Genomic DNA, 17346 nt, shown 5'->3' with positions numbered 1-17346 from the left:
GCTCATTCCTCGCGCAGGGTCTGGATCATGTAGTTGACGTCAACGTCGCTGCTCAGTTTGTAGTGCTTGGTCAGCGGGTTGTAGGTCAGGCCGATGATGTCCTTGACGGCGAGGCCGGCGACACGGCTCCAGGCGCCCAGCTCGGACGGGCGGATGAACTTCTTGAAGTCGTGGGTGCCGCGCGGCAGCATCTTCAGGACGTATTCGGCGCCGATGATGGCCAGCAGGTAGGCCTTGGGGTTGCGGTTGATGGTCGAGAAGAACACCTGGCCACCAGGCTTGACCATGCGGTAGCAGGCGCGGATCACCGAGGACGGGTCGGGCACGTGCTCGAGCATCTCCAGGCAGGTGACCACGTCGAACTGCTCGGGCATCTCTTCGGCCAGGGCCTCGGCGGTGATCTGCCGGTATTCGACCTCGACGCCCGACTCCAGCTGGTGCAGCTGGGCAACGGCCAGGGGGGCCTCGCCCATGTCGATGCCGGTGACAGTGGCGCCGCGCAAGGCCATGGCCTCGCTGAGGATGCCGCCGCCGCAGCCGACGTCCAGCACCTTCTTGCCCGCCAGGCCGACGCGCTCATCGATCCAGTTGACGCGCAGCGGGTTGATGTCGTGCAGCGGCTTGAACTCGCTTTCACGGTCCCACCAGCGGTGGGCCAAGGCTTCGAACTTGGCGATTTCGGCGTGGTCGACGTTGCTCATTGAACAATCCTCTGGAACTTGCACTTCAAATGGGGCGCAGTATACCCGAGCGTCTGCGGCCGAGGGTCGCTATAATCGCCGGCTTTTGATATCCGAACGACGGGGAGAGGCGATGCGCGAGCGACTTTTGGCGGCGGAGAAGGTGACCGGGATGCGCTGGCAAGGCGGCGTCCTGCACTTGCTCGACCAGCGCCTGCTGCCGTCGGAAGAACGCTGGCTGACCTGCGACAATGTCGCGCAGGTGGTGGCGGCGATTCGCGACATGGCCGTGCGTGGCGCCGCTGCCATAGGCATTGCTGCAGCCTATGGGCTGGTCCTGGCCCTGGAAGAGCGCCTGGCCCAGGGCGGCGACTGGGAAATGGACCTGGAGGAGGACTTCTTCAGCCTGGCTGAAGCCCGGCCCACTGCGGCCAACCTGTTCTGGGCGCTGAACCGCATGCGCGAGCGCCTGTTGCGTGTGCGTGGCGAAGAAGACGTGCTGGCCGCGCTGGAAGCCGAAGCGATTGCCATCCATGAAAGTGACCGCGAAGCCAACCTGACCATGGCCCAGCATGGCATCGAACTGATCCGTCGCCATCAGGGCAACGAGCAGACCTTGCTGACCTACGGCAACGCTGGCGCCTTGGCCAGCGGTGGTATCGGTACGGCCCTGGGGGTGATTCGCGCCGGTTATCTGGAGGGGATGGTCGAGCGTGTGTATGCCGGTGAGACCCGCCCCTGGCTGCAGGGATCGCGCCTGACGGCCTGGGAGCTGGCCAACGAGGGTATCCCGGTGACCCTGTGCGCTGACTCGGCGCTGGCCCATCTGATGAAGACCAAAGGGATCACCTGGGTGGTGGTCGGCGCCGACTGCATCGCCGCCAATGGTGATGTGGCGAGCAAGATCGGCACCTACCAGCTGGCCGTCAGTGCCATGCACCATGGCGTGCGCTTCATGGTGGTGGCGCCGAGCACCAGCATCGACCTCAACCTGGCTACCGGCGAGGATATTCCGCTGGAAGAGCGTGAGGCCGATGAGCTGCTGGACTACGCTGGCACCCGCGTGGCGCCGCAGGTCGAGGCATTCAACCCGGTGTTCGACGTGACCCCGGCCGACCTGGTCGACGTGATCGTCACCGAGCGCGGCATCGTCGAGCGGCCGGACACCGCCAAGCTGGCCCAGTTGATGTGCCGCAAACGTCTGCATTGATCAAAGCGTAGGGTGGGGGATTTTCAGCGCCGGTGAGATCGAGCGCCTTGGCGCATGGCGCGATATCGCGTCGTACCAACAAGGCGGTCGCGCGCGCCTGTCGCAGGCGTTACTGGCCTGAAACAAACGTAGGAGCGAGCGCAGCTCGCGATGCGCCGCGCGGGCGGCGCTCGACCTCATGGGCGGCGCAAAACTCGAGGCGAGCACCCCAGCGCCATATCTCCCCACCGCCCCGCCTTTGTGATAACATCCGGCAGTTTCCAAGACCGCCCACGAAGGCGGCCTTCATTGCGCAGATCCATGCAACAACTCATTGATTTGTCGTAAGTCGTCGCACCCCTATGCGCTGCGGCGGCGAGCTTCGTTCGGCCCTTGATGGAGCTGCGAAGTTTCACCAGAAAAAGGAATCAGGCTTCTCATGGGCGAACTGGCCAAAGAAATCCTCCCGGTCAATATCGAAGACGAACTGAGACAGTCTTACCTCGACTACGCGATGAGCGTGATTGTCGGGCGAGCGCTGCCCGATGCGCGTGATGGCTTGAAGCCCGTGCATCGTCGCGTTCTCTATGCGATGAGCGAACTGGGCAACGACTGGAACAAGCCGTACAAGAAATCCGCCCGTGTGGTCGGTGACGTGATCGGTAAGTACCACCCGCACGGCGACACTGCTGTCTACGACACCATCGTGCGTATGGCCCAGCCATTCTCGCTGCGCTACCTGCTGGTCGACGGCCAGGGCAACTTCGGTTCGGTCGACGGCGACAACGCCGCAGCCATGCGATACACCGAAGTGCGCATGACCAAGCTGGCCCACGAGCTGCTGGCCGACCTGCACAAAGAGACTGTCGACTGGGTGCCCAACTACGACGGCACTGAGCAGATCCCGGCGGTCATGCCGACCCGTATCCCCAACCTGCTGGTCAACGGTTCCAGCGGTATCGCCGTGGGCATGGCGACCAACATCCCGCCGCACAACCTCGGTGAAGTCATCGACGGTTGCCTGGCGCTGATCGACAATCCTGAAATCACCATCGATGAGCTGATGCAGTTCATCCCGGGTCCTGACTTCCCGACTGCCGGTATCATCAACGGCCGCCAGGGCATCATCGAGGCCTACCGTACCGGCCGTGGCCGCATCTACATGCGCGCCCGCTCCGAGATCGAAGACATCGACAAGGTCGGTGGCCGCCAGCAGATCGTCGTCACTGAGCTGCCGTACCAGCTGAACAAGGCCCGCCTGATCGAGAAGATCGCCGAGCTGGTCAAAGAGAAGAAGATCGAAGGCATCACCGAGCTGCGCGACGAGTCCGACAAGGACGGCATGCGCATCGTCATCGAGCTGCGCCGCGGCGAGGTGCCGGAGGTGGTGCTCAACAACCTCTACCAGCAGACCCAGCTGCAGAGCGTGTTCGGCATCAACGTGGTTGCCCTGGTCGACGGTCGCCCGCGCCTGCTCAACCTCAAGGACCTGCTCGAAGCGTTCGTCCGTCACCGCCGCGAAGTGGTGACCCGCCGTACCGTGTTCGAGCTGCGCAAGGCCCGCGAACGTGGCCACATCCTTGAAGGCCAGGCGGTCGCGCTGTCCAACATCGACCCGGTCATCGCCCTGATCAAAGCCTCGCCGACCCCGTCCGAAGCCAAGGAAGCCCTGGTTTCCACGCCGTGGGAATCCAGTGCCGTGCAGGTGATGGTCGAGCGCGCTGGCGCCGACTCCTGCCGCCCTGAGGACCTGCCGGAGCAGTACGGCCTGCGTGAAGGCAAGTATTACCTGTCGCCGGAGCAGGCCCAGGCCATCCTCGACCTGCGCCTGCACCGCCTGACCGGCCTGGAGCACGAGAAGCTGCTGGCCGAGTACCAGGAGATCCTGGAACAGATCGGCGAGCTGATCCGCATCCTCAGCAGCGCCCAGCGCCTGATGGAAGTGATCCGCGAAGAGCTTGAAGCAATCCGCGCCGAATACGGCGACGCGCGTCGCACCGAAATCCTCAATGCCAGCCACGATCTCAACTACGGGGACATGATCCCGGAAGAAGAACGTGTGGTGACCATCTCCCACGGTGGTTATGCCAAGACCCAGCCATTGTCCGCTTACCAGGCCCAGCGCCGCGGCGGCAAGGGCAAGTCGGCGACCGGCGTGAAGGACGAGGACTACATCGAGCACCTGTTGGTCGCCAACAGCCACGCCACGCTGTTGCTGTTCTCCAGCAAGGGCAAGGTGTACTGGAAAAAGACCTACGAAATCCCTGAAGCGTCCCGTGCAGCCCGTGGTCGCCCGTTGGTCAACCTGCTGCCGCTGGAGGAGGGTGAGCGCATCACCGCCATGCTGCAGATCGACCTCGAAGCGCTGCAGCAGAACGCCGACCTTGACGAAGAGCTGGAAGACGCGGATGACTCCGTGCTTGAAGGTGAGCTGGTAGAGGCCGAAGAAGTCGACGAAGAAGACGGCGACACCCCGGAATGGGTTGCTGAGCCGACCGGTGCGTATATCTTCATGGCGACTGCCTCCGGTACCGTCAAGAAGACCCCGCTGGTGCAGTTCGCCCGTCCGCGCTCCAATGGCCTGATCGCCCTGAAGCTGAAAGAGGGCGACACCCTGATTGCTGCTGCCATCACTGACGGCGCCAAAGAAGTCATGATGTTCTCCAACGCCGGCAAGGTCATCCGCTTCGCCGAGAGCGTGGTGCGTGAAATGGGCCGTACCGCCCGTGGCGTGCGCGGCATGAAACTGGGCAAGGGCCAGCAGATCATCTCGATGCTGATCCCGGAATCCGGCTCGCAGATTCTGACCGCGTCCGAGCGTGGCTTTGGCAAGCGCACCCCGCTGTCCAAGTTCCCGCGTCGCGGCCGCGGTGGCCAGGGCGTGATCGCCATGGGTACCAAGGGGCGCAATGGCTTGCTGATCGGTGCTATCCAGGTGCAGGAAGGCGAAGAGATCATGCTGATCTCCGACCAGGGCACGTTGGTGCGTACACGGGTTGGTGAAGTGTCCAGCCTGAGCCGTAACACCCAGGGCGTTACCCTGATCAAGCTGGCCGCTGACGAAACGCTGGTGGGCCTGGAGCGTATCCAGGAACCATCCGAGGACGAACTCGATAATGTGATCGAGACGGACGAGGAGGGCGTCGAGGCCGATGCGCCGGATGACGAAGCTGCAGGCGCCGAAGAGGCTCCGCAGGAATAAGCAAGCGTGAAACCCGAGCGGGGCGACCAAGGTCGCCCCGTTTGACTGTTCAGGAGCGAGCGTAGCTCGCGATGCAGGCGCCACGGTTCCTGCAGGGTATGTAGTAACCGAATCAAGTTTTTGTTCTATTTGGCAGAGCGAGAGTGGATGTGAGCAAACGAGCCTTTAACTTCTGCGCAGGCCCTGCCGCGCTTCCTGACGCTGTGTTGCAGCGCGCCCAGGCCGAGATGCTGGACTGGAACGGCAAGGGCTTGTCGGTGATGGAGATGAGCCATCGCAGCGACGATTACGTGGCCATCGCCGAAAAGGCCGAGCAGGACCTGCGTGACCTGCTGTCCGTCCCCTCCAACTACAAGGTCCTGTTCCTGCAGGGTGGTGCCAGCCAGCAGTTCGCTGAAATCCCGCTGAACCTGCTGCCGGAAAACGGCACTGCCGACTACGTCGAAACTGGCATCTGGTCGAAAAAGGCCATCGAGGAAGCGCGCCGCTTCGGCACCGTCAACGTTGCCGCCAGCGCCAAGCCCTACGACTACCTGGCCATCCCAGGCCAGAACGAGTGGAAGCTGACCAAGAACGCCGCCTACGTCCACTATGCGTCCAATGAGACCATCGGTGGCCTGCAGTTCGACTGGGTTCCAGAAACCGGCGACGTCCCGCTGGTGGTCGACATGTCTTCCGACATCCTCTCGCGCCCGATCGACGTCTCGCAGTACGGCATGATCTACGCCGGCGCGCAGAAGAACATCGGCCCGAGCGGCCTGGTGGTGGTGATCGTCCGTGAAGACCTGATCGGCCGCGCCCGCAGCAGCTGCCCGACCATGCTCGACTACAAGATCGCGGCCGACAACGGCTCGATGTACAACACCCCGGCCACCTATTCCTGGTACCTCTCGGGCCTGGTGTTCGAGTGGCTCAAGGAGCAGGGGGGTGTCGAGGCCATGGAGCTGCGCAACCGCGCCAAGAAGGACCGCCTGTACGGCTTCATCGACGCCAGCGAGTTCTACACCAACCCGATCGCCCACAACGCCCGTTCGTGGATGAACGTGCCGTTCCGCCTGGCTGACGAGCGCCTGGACAAGGCCTTCCTGGCCGGCGCCGACGCCCGTGGCCTGCTCAACCTCAAGGGCCACCGTTCGGTTGGTGGCATGCGCGCCTCGATCTACAACGCCCTGGGCCTGGAAGCGGTAGAAGGCCTGGTCGCCTACATGGCCGAATTCGAGAAGGAGCACGGCTGATGTCCGAACAGGAACTCAAAGCCCTGCGCGTACGCATCGACAGCCTCGACGAGAAGATCCTCGAGCTGATCAGCGATCGCGCCCGCTGCGCCGAAGAAGTGGCGCGGGTCAAGACGGCTTCGCTGCCAGAAGGCGAAAAGCCGGTGTTCTACCGTCCAGAGCGTGAAGCTGCGGTGCTCAAGCGCGTGATGGAACGCAACAAGGGGCCGCTGGGCAACGAAGAGATGGCGCGCTTGTTCCGCGAAATCATGTCGTCCTGCCTGGCCCTGGAAGAACCGCTCAAGGTCGCCTACCTCGGCCCTGAGGGTACCTTCACCCAGGCGGCGGCCATGAAGCACTTCGGCCACGCCGTGGTCAGCCGCCCGATGGCGGCCATCGACGAAGTGTTCCGCGAAGTGGCGGCCGGTGCCGTCAACTTCGGCGTGGTGCCGGTGGAAAACTCCACCGAGGGCGCGGTCAGCCACACCCTGGACAGCTTCCTCGAGCACGACATGGTGATCTGCGGCGAAGTCGAGCTGCGCATCCACCATCACCTGCTGGTGGGCGAGAACACCAAGACCAACAGCATCACCCGCATCTACTCCCACGCCCAGTCGCTGGCCCAGTGCCGCAAGTGGCTGGACGCGCACTACCCGAACGTCGAGCGCGTTGCTGTTTCGAGCAATGCCGAGGCGGCCAAGCGGGTCAAGGGCGAGTGGAACTCGGCGGCGATCGCCGGCGACATGGCGGCCAACCTGTATGGCCTGACTCGCCTGGCTGAAAAGATCGAAGACCGCCCGGACAACTCCACGCGCTTCCTGATGATCGGCCAGCAGGAAGTGCCGCCGACCGGCGACGACAAGACCTCGATCATCGTCTCGATGAGCAACAAGCCCGGTGCGCTGCACGAGCTGCTGGTACCGTTCCACGAGAACGGCATCGACCTGACCCGTATCGAAACCCGTCCGTCGCGCAGCGGCAAGTGGACCTACGTGTTCTTCATCGACTTCGTCGGCCACCACCGCGACCCGCTGATCAAGGCGGTGCTGGAGAAGATCAGCCAGGAAGCTGTAGCGCTCAAGGTGCTGGGTTCCTATCCAAAGGCAGTGCTTTGATTCAAGGCCCCGGGGGCTGCTGAGCAGCCCTTCGCGGGGCAAGCCCGCTCTTACAGGAGGGCGCTGTACCTGTAGGAGCGGGCTTGCCCCGCGAAGGGGCGTGAAGCGGCCCCAATGGGCCTCACAGACTGCCTAGATTTCTGAACAGGGTTCGCACCAGTGGTAAATGCAGCAAAAACCAAACCCGCGCCAATCATCAATCGCCTGGTCGTGGTCGGCCTCGGCCTGATCGGTGGCTCCTTCGCCAAGGGCCTGCGTGAAAGCGGCCTGTGCCGCGAAGTGGTCGGTGTCGATCTGGATGCCCCGTCGCGCAAGCTGGCTGTCGAGCTGGGCGTGGTCGACCGTTGCGAAGAAGACCTCGCTGCCGCCTGCATCGGCGCCGACGTCATCCAGCTTGCCGTGCCGATTCTGGCCATGGAAAAGGTCCTGGCCCGTCTGTCCCAGCTTGACCTCGGCAATGCCGTGATCACTGACGTCGGCAGTGCCAAGGGCAACGTCGTGCGTCAGGCGCGTGCCGTCTTCGGTGAGCGCCTGCCACGCTTCGTGCCCGGCCACCCGATCGCCGGTTCCGAGCAGAGCGGGGTGGAGGCCTCCAACGCTACTCTGTTCCGTCGGCACAAGGTCATCCTGACACCGCTGGAAGAGACCGATCCGGCCGCCCTGGCCCTGGTTGATCGCCTGTGGCGCACGCTGGATGCCGATGTCGAGCACATGCCGGTGGAGCGCCACGACGAAGTACTGGCAGCCACCAGCCACCTGCCGCACCTGCTGGCCTTCGGCCTGGTCGATTCGCTTGCCAAGCGCAATGAAAACCTCGATATCTTCCGGTACGCTGCGGGAGGTTTCCGCGATTTCACGCGAATCGCCGGTAGCGACCCGACCATGTGGCACGACATCTTCCTCGCCAACCGCGAGGCTGTCCTGCGCACTCTGGACACATTTCGCAGCGACCTCGACGCCTTGCGCGACGCGGTTGATGCTGGGGACGGGCACCAGCTGCTGGGTGTATTCACCCGTGCACGCGTTGCCCGCGAGCATTTCAGTAAAATCCTGGCCCGCCGGGCCTATGTGGACGCTATGAACGCCAACGATCTGATTTTCCTGGCCCAACCGGGTGGCCGCCTGACCGGGCGAATCCGCGTACCGGGCGACAAGTCGATTTCCCACCGCTCGATCATGCTCGGCTCGCTGGCCGAGGGCACGACCGAAGTCGAAGGTTTCCTCGAAGGCGAGGACGCCCTGGCGACCCTGCAGGCATTCCGTGACATGGGTGTGGTCATCGAAGGCCCGAACCATGGCCGCGTGACCATTCATGGCGTCGGCCTGCACGGCCTCAAGCCGCCACCCGGCCCACTGTACGTCGGCAACTCCGGCACTTCGATGCGCCTGCTCTCCGGCCTGCTGGCCGGCCAGCCGTTCGATGTCACCATGACTGGCGACGCCTCGCTGTCAAAGCGCCCGATGAACCGCGTGGCCAACCCGCTGCGCGAAATGGGCGCCGTGGTCGAGACTGGCCCGGACGGCCGTCCGCCGCTGACCATTCGTGGTGGCAGCAAGCTGAAAGGGCTGACCTACACGCTGCCAATGGCCAGTGCCCAGGTCAAATCCTGCCTGCTGCTGGCGGGCCTGTACGCCGAAGGCAAGACCACCGTCACTGAGCCGGCACCGACCCGTGACCACACCGAGCGCATGCTGCGCGGCTTCGGCTACTCGGTCGAAAGTAACGGCCCGGTCGCCTCGCTGCAGTCCGGCGGCAAGCTCACCGCCACCCGAATCGAAGTACCGGCAGACATCTCGTCTGCAGCATTCTTCCTGGTGGCTGCATCGATCGCAGAAGGCTCCGAGCTGGTGCTCGAGCACGTCGGCATCAATCCGACCCGTACCGGCGTGATCGACATCCTGCGCCTGATGGGTGGTGACATCACCCTGGAGAATCAGCGTGAAGTCGGCGGCGAGCCGGTGGCTGATTTGCGCGTACGTGGCGCCAAGCTCAAGGGGATCGACATCCCTGAAGAGCTGGTGCCGCTGGCCATCGACGAATTCCCGGTGCTGTTCGTGGCCGCTGCCTGCGCCGAAGGGCGTACCGTGCTGCGTGGCGCCGAAGAGCTGCGGGTGAAGGAATCCGACCGCATCCAGGTCATGGCCGACGGCCTGATCACCCTGGGTATCAAGTGCGAGCCGACCCCGGACGGCATCATCATCGACGGCGGCCAGCTCGGCGGTGGCGAAGTGCACGGCCACGGTGATCACCGTATCGCCATGGCCTTCAGCGTCGCCTCGCTGCGTGCCAGCGCGCCGATCCGCATCCATGATTGCGCCAACGTCGCCACGTCGTTCCCGAACTTCCTCAAGCTGTGCGCCGATGTGGGTATCCGCGTCGCCGAAGAGGGCAAAGCGTGAATAGCCTGGCACCGGTCATCACCATCGACGGCCCGAGCGGCTCGGGCAAGGGTACCGTTGCCGGCATCCTCGCTCGCGAGCTGGGCTGGAAGCTGCTGGATTCCGGCGCGCTGTACCGCTTGCTGGCGTTCAATGCCAGCAACCACGGCGTCGACCTGACCAACGAAGAGCTGCTCAAGGCGTTGGCCGCCCATCTGGATGTGCAGTTCATCGCCGCCCAGCCCGGTAAGCTTCAACAGACCATCCTCGAGGGTGAGGACGTAAGCCAGGTCATCCGTACCGAAACCGTCGGTGCCGGTGCTTCGATGGTCGCCTCGCTGCCTGCGGTGCGTGAGGCATTGCTGGAGCGCCAGCGCGCGTTCCGGGAAATGCCAGGCCTGATCGCAGACGGTCGTGACATGGGCACCGTGGTGTTCCCGGACGCGCCATTGAAGGTCTTCCTCACTGCCAGTGCAGAGGAGCGTGCCCGTCGCCGCTACCTCCAGTTGAAGGGCAAGGGTGAAGATGTTAGTCTGTCGAGTCTGCTAGATGAGATTCGTGCGCGTGATGAACGTGACACCCAGCGTGCAGTGGCCCCGCTGAAGCCAGCGGCCGATGCCATTCAGCTGGACTCTACCGAGTTGTCCATCGAGCAGGTGCTGCAACGTATCAGGAGCGAGCTCGCCCAGCGCGACTTGGTCTGATAGCCAGGAGAGCAGGCAGGGGCACCAGTCAACGTCCTGCCGGCTTTCCTTTACTTAAAACAAACCCACATTGTCTGGAATGTGGCGATGGGCGTCTGTTTCGCCCGAATCTACAGGAATTAAAATGAGCGAAAGCTTTGCAGAACTCTTTGAAGAAAGCCTGAAAACCCTCAATCTTCAGCCGGGTGCCATCATCTCCGGTATCGTTGTCGACATCGACGGCGACTGGGTTACCGTACACGCTGGCCTGAAGTCCGAGGGCGTCATCCCGCTCGAGCAGTTCTACAACGAAGCTGGCGAGCTGACCATCAAGGTCGGTGACGAAGTTCACGTTGCGCTGGACGCGGTCGAAGACGGCTTTGGCGAAACCAAACTGTCCCGTGAAAAAGCCAAGCGCGCCGAGTGCTGGATTGTTCTGGAAGCAGCTTTCGCCGCCGAAGAAGTGGTCAAGGGCGTTATCAACGGTAAGGTTAAGGGCGGCTTCACTGTCGACGTTAACGGCATCCGTGCGTTCCTGCCGGGCTCCCTGGTTGATGTCCGCCCAGTGCGCGACACCACCCACCTGGAAGGCAAAGAGCTGGAATTCAAGGTCATCAAGCTGGACCAGAAGCGCAACAACGTTGTCGTTTCCCGTCGCAGTGTGCTGGAAGCCGAGAACTCCGCCGAGCGCGAAGCCCTGCTGGAAACCCTGCAGGAAGGCCAGCAAGTCAAAGGTATCGTCAAGAACCTCACCGACTACGGCGCATTCGTGGACCTGGGCGGTATCGACGGCCTGCTGCACATCACCGACATGGCTTGGAAGCGCATCAAGCACCCATCGGAAATCGTTAACGTTGGCGACGAAGTCGACGTACGCGTTCTGAAGTTCGACCGTGAGCGCAACCGCGTTTCCCTGGGTCTGAAGCAGATGGGCGAAGATCCGTGGGTAGCTATCACTGCACGTTACCCAGAAGGTACTCGTGTACAGGCTCGCGTTACCAACCTGACCGACTACGGCTGCTTCGCTGAGCTGGAAGAAGGCGTTGAAGGTCTGGTACACGTTTCCGAAATGGACTGGACCAACAAGAACATCCACCCGTCGAAAGTCGTTCAGGTTGGCGACGAAGTGGAAGTCATGGTTCTGGACATCGACGAAGAGCGTCGTCGTATCTCCCTGGGCATCAAGCAGTGCAAGTCCAACCCATGGGAAGACTTCTCCGGCCAGTTCAACAAGGGTGACAAGATCACCGGTACCATCAAGTCGATCACCGACTTCGGTATCTTCATCGGTCTGGACGGCGGCATCGACGGCCTGGTTCACCTGTCCGACATCTCCTGGAACGAAACCGGCGAAGAAGCCGTACGTCGTTTCAAGAAGGGCGACGAGCTGGAAACCGTCATCCTGTCGGTTGATCCAGAGCGCGAGCGCATCTCCCTGGGTATCAAGCAGCTGGAAGACGATCCGTTCTCCAACTTCGTTGCTGTCAACGACAAGGGCGCTATCGTCAAGGGCATCGTGAAAGAAGTTGACGCCAAAGGCGCCATCATCACCCTGGCCGACGACATCGAAGCCACTCTGAAAGCTTCCGAAATCAGCCGTGACCGCGTTGAAGACGCGCGTAACGTCCTGAAGGAAGGCGAAGAGATCGAAGCCAAGATCATCAGCGTTGACCGCAAATCGCGCGTCATCAGCCTGTCGATCAAGTCGAAAGACGACGCTGAAGAGCGTGAAGCCATCCAGAGCCTGAAAAACGCTCCGGAAGCGGCTGCCGACACCACCATGGCCGCGCTGCTGCGCGAAGCTATGGCCAAGCAGAACTGAGTTCTGTTTGATCGGTAAAAAGGGGTGGCCTTCGGGCCACCCTTTTTTTTGCGTGTTGGAAATGTGTTTGGGTTGCGGGGTGTTCGCCGTGAGGGGTTTTGCGCTTTTGAGATCGAGCGCCGCCACTCTATCGCCATACCTTCAAAGCCACACCGCATCCCAATGAGGATAATCTCCAGCCTTTGCCACCAATCCTGCCCTGATCGGATTGGCAACGATATATCTGGCAACCTTGAGAATATCTTCATCCCGACGCAATGCCCGGTCGTAATAACCCGCCTGCCAGATCGGCGATGCCCTCACTCCAGCCTTTCGCAATGCATTGCTGGATTGGCACTTGAACCGTTGCATTAGCGTGCCAAGCGTCGTGTTTTTCAATTCAATCAGCCAGTGCACATGGTCAGGCATAACAACCCAAGCCAGCGAGTTGCAGTAGTGTTGCTGTTCTGCGTGGCGAAGATTCTGAATGACTAGTCGTGCATGGCGGAGGTCGAGAAACAAAGAGCGACGATGATGGGTAACAGTCGTCAACATATAGAGCCTGCCTGGCACCGAGCATCGGGCATGGCGAAGTCTGCAGCCGTGGGGTTTGGTCATTGCATTCATCCTTGAGCGCTTCCCGGCACAGCGTAGTCATGGTGCTTGGGTTCAGCGGAAATCAGGTTTTCAGGATGTGAATGGCGGGAGAGGTGTGGCGCCCAAGAGATCGAGCGCCGCCCGCGCGGCGCATCGCGAGCTTTGCTCGCCCCTACGTTTGTTTCGGGCCAGTTATTTCTGTGGCATTTACGCGCGAACGCCTTGGCGCATGGCTCGATATCGCGTCGTACCAACAAGGCGGTCGCGCGCGCCTGTCTCAGGCGTTATTGGCCAGAAACAAACGTAGGAGCGAGCAAAGCTCGCGATGCGCCGCGCGGGCGGCGCTCGATCTCAAAATCACCACGCCCCTCAAGGCATGCACTTCCCAGCCCCACCGCGACATATTTCCTTTCTTTTCAATCTTGAATTTTTTTATTAAGTCAAGAACCACCCTGTTCAAATCCCTCCGAGCGTGCTACAAACTGATTAAGCAATGATCTAGCTGCTTGATAACGAAGGGAAAAATATGACGAAGTCGGAGCTGATCGAACGTATTGTCACCCATCAGGGGCTGCTCTCGTCCAAGGACGTGGAGTTGGCCATCAAGACCATGCTTGAACAGATGTCCCAATGCCTGGCCACTGGCGATCGCATCGAGATCCGTGGTTTTGGCAGTTTTTCCTTGCACTATCGCGCACCGCGGGTGGGTCGCAACCCCAAGACGGGTCAGTCGGTGGAGCTCGAAGGCAAGTTCGTGCCGCATTTCAAACCGGGTAAAGAGCTGCGTGACCGGGTCAATGAAGAAGAGCACGAGCACCCTTGAGTTATAGAAAGGAGCAATCTGATGCGTAACCTCAAGCGCGCCCTGGCGGCGCTGTTCGTGCTGCTGTTGGCAGCTGTGGTGCTGTTCTTCGTGCTGGAGAACCAGCAACCGGTGGCGCTGATGATGTTTGGCTGGGTGGCCCCGGCGATGCCGGTAGCAGTACCTGTACTGGCTGCTCTGGTCGTCGGCTTGGCGGTAGGCCCGCTGCTCGGCGCCTACGGTGTACAGCGCAGCAAGCGCAAGATTCGCGCATCCGCGCGTCAGGCTGTCCTCAGCGACAATTAATGAAAATTCCTACGGTTTCTTAGGAAAATTTCACCTGTGCACCTCTCGGTCGAAATGGAGTAATAGCAGCTTCATTTTCGGCCCAGGCAAGCGTGCACCCGTATGACATTCCCCAGCCTTTCCCATCATGGCGGCACCCGTGGCGTAACCGGTTCGTGCCACCAACTGCACCTTGAAGCGACCGCCAGCCTACTGGTCGATTGCGGCCTTGAGCAGGGGGTTGATGCCGCACCAGGTGCTGAGCTTGCGCCCATCGGCTTCGATATCGCTGGTATCAAGGCACTGGTTGTCACCCATGTCCATCTCGATCATGTCGGTCGCATTCCTGCCTTGCTGGCCGCAGGGTTTCGCGGCCCTATCCTGTGTAGCGAACCCTCCGCCAGGCTATTGCCGCTGGTGCTGGAAGATGCCTACAAGCTGGGCATCAGCGCTGACCCCGTACAGGTCGACCGCTACCTGGCGCTGTTGCAGCGGTTGATCGTGGCGCTTCCTTTCGGTGAATGGCACCCTGTCATCGAGGGCCGGGAAGTCAGCTGCTCCGTGCGTCTGCAGCGTGCAGGCCATCTGCTCGGCTCGGCCTATGTCGAGTGCGATATATGTTACCCGGGGCGCGAGCCCAGTAGTCGGGTGGTGTTCTCTGGAGACCTGGGTGCCCCATGCAACCCGCTTCTGCAGGCGGTGAAGTCGCCTGAGCGCGCTGATACTCTGGTGCTCGAGAGCACTTACGGTGATCGGCTGCACAGCGGTCGCTCCGACCGACAGATGCAACTGGAGGCGGCGATTGACAGGGCCTTGGCCGACAGCGGCACCGTCCTCATTCCTGCGTTCAGCCTGGGGCGCACTCAGGAGCTGCTGTATGAGATCGAGGATATTCTGCACCGTAAGCAGTTGTCACCGGAACAGGGTAGGGTAGCCGAGGCTGACCCACTGGCGTTGGACTGGACCCGATTGCCGATTATCCTCGACTCGCCTCTGGCGCAGCGGATTACCCAGGTATATGGCGAACTCCATGCCTACTGGAATGCCGAGGCCCGCCAGCGGTTGGGCGAGGGTAGAGCGCCTCTCGGGTTCGGCCAACTGGTGTGTATCGATACCCATGCCAGGCACCAGCAGGTGGTCAATTACCTCAAGAGCACCGGGCGCCCGGCGATTGTCATTGCCGGCAATGGCATGTGCTCCGGTGGGCGCATCGTCAATTACTTCAAGGCCATGCTCGGCGATTCGCGACATGAAGTGATGTTCGTCGGCTATCAGGCCAAGGGCACGCCCGGTGCGGTGATCCAGGCCAGCGAAGGCGCGGAAGGCTTCGTGCAGATCGACCTGGATGGGCGGATGTATGAGATCCATGCGAAAGTGGTTACGTTGGCTGGCTATTCAGGGCATGCGGATCAAGATGGGTTGGTAAAGTTTGTCGAAGGTATACCGTATGCACCAAGGGAGGTTGTTTTGGTACATGGCGAGCAGCGTGCTAAAGAGGCTCTGAAGCGGCAGTTGGAACAGCGTCTTGCGCAACTGAGCCGACCGATGGGCATTTTTATTGCGCAATAAGTCCGGCTTTCACTGAACGTTGACGAGTGATGCTGTCTGATGCGCGCACAGTTTGTCTCATGGCGTTAACAGGTGGTGCGGTTTGCCGGTCAATACCCGTTGAAGGCCGCATTTCTTGCGCTGGGGGAGGCAAGCTACGGGTAAAAATCTCTGGTATTCTACAGGCCGAAGCTTGCGTCTTGAGCCTATGGATGGCCAGGGAATAAATACGCTGGGCGCGTACATTTAAGCGCTGTCGCGATCGTCGCGGCGGCGGTCAGATAAGACACATGCAGGTTCCCTGAGGTTGATTACTTCAAGTGGCCGTTAAGGACTCGATTATGGAATTGATCCCGGTAATTCTATCCGGTGGCGTTGGCAGCCGTTTGTGGCCAGTATCCCGTGAGGCTCACCCAAAGCCCTTCATGACCCTGCCAGACGGGCAGAATCTGATCCAGAAGACATTCCAGCGCGCCGCTCGCCTGGACGGTGTGGTCGAAGTGCTGACCGTCACCAACCGTGAGCTTCTGTTCAAGACCGAAGACGAATACCGTTCCATCAATACCCAAGGCCATGCCCAGGGTTACATTCTCGAGCCGTTTGGCCGCAACACTGCTGCCGCAGTGGCCGCTGCCGCGCTGCAACTGCATCAGACCCACGGCCCGCAGGCCTACATGCTGGTACTGGCTGCGGACCACCTGATCCAGAACGAATCCGCGTTTGCCGAAGCTGTAGGCAAAGCCGTGCACCTTGCCGAAAAAGGCTGGCTGGTAACCTTCGGCATCAAGCCGCAATACCCGGAAACCGGCTTCGGCTACATCGAGGCCGCCGCTGGTGGTGTGCTCGAGGGTGGTCTGAAGGTTGAGCGTTTCGTTGAAAAGCCCGACCAGAAGACCGCCGAGTCCTATGTGGCTGCCGGCAACTACTTCTGGAACGCCGGCATGTTCTGCTTCCAGGTCGGCGCGGTTATCGAGGAATTCAAGGCGCATGCGCCAGACGTGCTCGAAGCTGTCGTGCAAACCCTCGAAACTTCTCGCCGCTCCAGCTCCAAGGGCTACAGCTGCCTGGCTCTGGACGCCGATAGTTTCGCCAACGTGCCGGACATCTCCATCGATTACGCGCTGATGGAGCGCTCGCGCAAGGTTGCGACCATTCCGTGCGACATCGGCTGGAGCGACATCGGCTCTTGGAATGCGGTGAGTGAGCTGACCCCTCCGGACGAACACGGCAACCGCTTCGAAGGCGAAGTGATGGCCTACGACGCCAGCAACAACTATGTCAGCACTGAGGACCGCCTGGCGGCCCTGGTCGGCGTGCAGGACCTGCTGGTGGTCGATACCCCGGACGCACTGCTGATCGCCCACAAAGACCACGCGCAAGACGTCAAACACATCGTCAAGCGCCTGAAGAGCGACGGCCACGCCGCCCACATGCTGCACCAGACCGTGCACCGCCCGTGGGGCACCTACACCACCCTGGAAGACGGCGAGCGCTTCAAGATCAAGCGCATCGTGGTCAAGCCCAAGGCCTCGCTATCGCTGCAGATGCACCATCACCGCAGCGAGCACTGGATCGTGGTCAGCGGCATGGCCGTAGTGGTCAACGATGACCAGGAGCTTATGCTCAACACCAACGAATCCACCTTCATTCGTGCTGGCCACAAACACCGTTTGCAAAATCCAGGTGTCATAGACCTGGTCCTGATCGAAGTTCAGAGCGGCGACTACCTCGGCGAAGACGACATCGTCCGCTTCGAGGACAAGTACGGTCGTTGCGACGCCTGATCCAGGCCTTTTCAGTCGGCCCATGGGTACCTCGCCGAGGTGCCGGGCCGATGCTCATTCGGCAATC

The 17346-nt window shown here is 61.5% G+C and carries 13 protein-coding genes; 11 read left to right on the top strand and 2 right to left on the bottom strand.

Annotation, left to right across the window (positions count from 1 at the left end; translation table 11 throughout):
- Positions 1–2 precede the first annotated feature (2 nt).
- Positions 3–701: a bifunctional 2-polyprenyl-6-hydroxyphenol methylase/3-demethylubiquinol 3-O-methyltransferase UbiG gene (gene ubiG / locus ACOKS3_RS22095; RefSeq protein WP_103449591.1), complete on the bottom strand. Its 699-nt coding sequence runs from the start codon at positions 699–701 to the stop codon at positions 3–5.
- A 112-nt stretch (positions 702–813) separates the two neighbouring features.
- Here ubiG and mtnA point away from each other — a divergent pair, with 112 nt between their 5' ends.
- From mtnA to rpsA, 7 genes are all read left to right on the top strand, one after another.
- A complete protein-coding gene (gene mtnA / locus ACOKS3_RS22090) occupies positions 814–1890 on the top strand; it encodes an S-methyl-5-thioribose-1-phosphate isomerase (protein WP_103449592.1) in 1077 nt (358 codons plus the stop codon).
- 418 nt (positions 1891–2308) lie between these two features.
- Positions 2309–5071, top strand: coding sequence for a DNA gyrase subunit A (gene gyrA / locus ACOKS3_RS22085; RefSeq protein ID WP_103449593.1), 2763 nt, complete (start codon positions 2309–2311; stop codon positions 5069–5071).
- Positions 5072–5220: 149 nt separating this feature from the next.
- Positions 5221–6306 carry a 3-phosphoserine/phosphohydroxythreonine transaminase gene (gene serC / locus ACOKS3_RS22080; protein ID WP_422762977.1) on the top strand — a complete coding sequence of 362 codons (1086 nt, stop codon included), beginning with the start codon at positions 5221–5223 and terminating at the stop codon, positions 6304–6306.
- Entirely contained in the window at positions 6306–7400 is a 1095-nt protein-coding gene (pheA, locus tag ACOKS3_RS22075) for a prephenate dehydratase (protein WP_060508965.1), read from the top strand. Before serC ends, pheA begins: the two co-directional genes overlap by 1 nt.
- A 192-nt stretch (positions 7401–7592) precedes the next feature.
- Positions 7593–9800 (top strand): bifunctional prephenate dehydrogenase/3-phosphoshikimate 1-carboxyvinyltransferase, encoded by a 2208-nt coding sequence (locus ACOKS3_RS22070; RefSeq protein ID WP_258035908.1) that lies wholly within the window; start codon positions 7593–7595, stop codon positions 9798–9800.
- The gene (gene cmk, locus ACOKS3_RS22065; RefSeq protein WP_103449596.1) at positions 9797–10483 is read left to right on the top strand and encodes a (d)CMP kinase; all 687 of its coding nucleotides are present in this window, start codon (positions 9797–9799) and stop codon (positions 10481–10483) included. Before ACOKS3_RS22070 ends, cmk begins: the two co-directional genes overlap by 4 nt.
- Before the next feature lie 124 nt (positions 10484–10607).
- Positions 10608–12284: a 30S ribosomal protein S1 gene (gene rpsA, locus ACOKS3_RS22060; RefSeq protein ID WP_027918186.1), complete on the top strand. Its 1677-nt coding sequence runs from the start codon at positions 10608–10610 to the stop codon at positions 12282–12284.
- Between the two features lie 141 nt (positions 12285–12425).
- On the opposite strand, the gene ACOKS3_RS22055 is transcribed toward rpsA, so the two are convergent.
- A complete protein-coding gene (locus ACOKS3_RS22055) occupies positions 12426–12881 on the bottom strand; it encodes an REP-associated tyrosine transposase (protein WP_422762978.1) in 456 nt (151 codons plus the stop codon).
- A gap of 505 nt (positions 12882–13386) precedes the next feature.
- On the opposite strand from ACOKS3_RS22055, the gene ihfB reads away from it, so the two are divergent.
- From ihfB to ACOKS3_RS22035, 4 genes are all read left to right on the top strand, one after another.
- Positions 13387–13683 carry an integration host factor subunit beta gene (gene ihfB / locus ACOKS3_RS22050; RefSeq protein WP_012313292.1) on the top strand — a complete coding sequence of 99 codons (297 nt, stop codon included), beginning with the start codon at positions 13387–13389 and terminating at the stop codon, positions 13681–13683.
- A 21-nt stretch (positions 13684–13704) separates the two neighbouring features.
- Entirely contained in the window at positions 13705–13968 is a 264-nt protein-coding gene (locus tag ACOKS3_RS22045) for a lipopolysaccharide assembly protein LapA domain-containing protein (RefSeq protein WP_103449598.1), read from the top strand.
- 102 nt (positions 13969–14070) lie between these two features.
- The gene (locus ACOKS3_RS22040) at positions 14071–15516 is read left to right on the top strand and encodes an MBL fold metallo-hydrolase RNA specificity domain-containing protein (protein WP_422762979.1); all 1446 of its coding nucleotides are present in this window, start codon (positions 14071–14073) and stop codon (positions 15514–15516) included.
- A gap of 320 nt (positions 15517–15836) precedes the next feature.
- A complete protein-coding gene (locus ACOKS3_RS22035) occupies positions 15837–17279 on the top strand; it encodes a mannose-1-phosphate guanylyltransferase/mannose-6-phosphate isomerase (protein ID WP_103449600.1) in 1443 nt (480 codons plus the stop codon).
- Positions 17280–17346: the final 67 nt, after the last annotated feature.

The sequence above is a fragment of the Pseudomonas sp. HS6-2 genome (assembly GCF_049325675.2).
GTDB classification, from domain to species: domain Bacteria; phylum Pseudomonadota; class Gammaproteobacteria; order Pseudomonadales; family Pseudomonadaceae; genus Aquipseudomonas; species Aquipseudomonas putida_N.
The sequence above is the reverse complement of the archived record's forward strand: the minus strand, read 5'-3'. Positions and strand labels throughout refer to the sequence as shown.

Excerpts from the sequence above, each read along its gene's own strand:
- pheA (WP_060508965.1), top strand. The coding sequence starts at position 6,306 with ATGTCCGAACAGGAACTCAAAGCCCTGCGCGTACGCATCGACAGCCTC.
- gyrA (WP_103449593.1), top strand. The coding sequence starts at position 2,309 with ATGGGCGAACTGGCCAAAGAAATCCTCCCGGTCAATATCGAAGACGAA.
- ACOKS3_RS22040 (WP_422762979.1), top strand. The coding sequence starts at position 14,071 with ATGACATTCCCCAGCCTTTCCCATCATGGCGGCACCCGTGGCGTAACC.
- ihfB (WP_012313292.1), top strand. The coding sequence starts at position 13,387 with ATGACGAAGTCGGAGCTGATCGAACGTATTGTCACCCATCAGGGGCTG.
- ACOKS3_RS22035 (WP_103449600.1), top strand. The coding sequence starts at position 15,837 with ATGGAATTGATCCCGGTAATTCTATCCGGTGGCGTTGGCAGCCGTTTG.
- ubiG (WP_103449591.1), bottom strand. The coding sequence starts at position 701 with ATGAGCAACGTCGACCACGCCGAAATCGCCAAGTTCGAAGCCTTGGCC.
- ACOKS3_RS22045 (WP_103449598.1), top strand. The coding sequence starts at position 13,705 with ATGCGTAACCTCAAGCGCGCCCTGGCGGCGCTGTTCGTGCTGCTGTTG.
- ACOKS3_RS22055 (WP_422762978.1), bottom strand. The coding sequence starts at position 12,881 with ATGACCAAACCCCACGGCTGCAGACTTCGCCATGCCCGATGCTCGGTG.
- mtnA (WP_103449592.1), top strand. The coding sequence starts at position 814 with ATGCGCGAGCGACTTTTGGCGGCGGAGAAGGTGACCGGGATGCGCTGG.
- rpsA (WP_027918186.1), top strand. The coding sequence starts at position 10,608 with ATGAGCGAAAGCTTTGCAGAACTCTTTGAAGAAAGCCTGAAAACCCTC.